2 protein-coding genes are annotated in these 970 nt (G+C 57.8%); both read left to right on the top strand.

Going from position 1 to position 970, the window contains the following annotated elements:
- Positions 1-545, top strand: a 545-nt coding sequence (locus A3730_RS00830) for a response regulator (protein ID WP_156500717.1), incomplete at its 5' end; no start/stop codon positions are given.
- Positions 542-970, top strand: a 429-nt coding sequence (locus A3730_RS00825; RefSeq protein WP_156500715.1) for an NAD(P)H-binding protein, incomplete at its 3' end; no start/stop codon positions are given. The genes A3730_RS00830 and A3730_RS00825, both read left to right, overlap by 4 nt.

The raw sequence follows: 970 nt of genomic DNA, 5'->3' as shown, positions 1-970 counted from the left end.
ACAAGCATGACCTGGTGGTGTTGGTGCGCCCGGTTCATCGCACCGTATTGCGCCAGGGGCTGGCACGACTGGTGGGCCTGCAGCGGCAGATGCCGGTGGGGGATGCTCCGCTGCAGACGCCGGAAGAACGCCAGCGGCGCAAACGTTTCCGGCTGATGCTGGTGGAAGACAACGAGGTAAACCAGCTGGTGACCCGGGGCATGCTAAGCAAGCTGGGTTTCCAGGTGAAAACCGTCAGTAACGGGGAAACCGCGCTGGCGTTACTGGACCAGGAATCGTTCGATTTGGTGTTGATGGACTGCATGATGCCGGAGATGGACGGTTTTGAAGTGACCCGGCGTCTGCGTGAAATCGAGCAGAACAAAGCGACTCTGCGCACGCCGGTTGTGGCGGTTACTGCCAATACGGCGGAAGGGGTTCAGGCCCGTTGCCTGGCTGCGGGCATGGATGATTTTCTTGCCAAACCGGTACATCTGGATGCACTGGAAACGGTGTTACGGCGTTGGCTGCCGGAACAGCCCGCCAAAGACGAGGAAGAACAATGACAAGAAAAGCCTTGCTGTTGGGGGCAACCGGGCTGGTGGGGCGTGATTGCCTGGAAAGCCTGCTGGCCTGCGATGAATATGAGCAGGTCACTGTGCTGACACGCCGCGCCTTATCCATCGAGCACCCCAAGCTGGACGTACATTTGGTGGAATTCGATAATATCGAGGCGTGTCAGGACCGATTTCAAGTGGATGATGTCTTTTGCTGCCTGGGCACCACAATGAAAAAAGCCGGGTCGCGGCAGGCATTCCGTCATGTGGATCATGATCTTGTCGTGCTGGCCGGCAACATGGCACGCCGGGCTGGCGTACAACGTTTTCTGGTTGTGTCGGCGGTGAATTCCAATGCCCGCTCCCCGTTTTTTTATTCGCGGGTAAAAGGGCAGATGGAGCGTGCGCTCATGAAGCTCGATTTGCCTTTGCTT

The sequence above is a fragment of the Alcanivorax sp. HI0044 genome (assembly GCF_001634945.1).
Note: the sequence above shows the minus strand (reverse complement) of the source record. Positions and strands in the feature narration are given on the sequence as shown.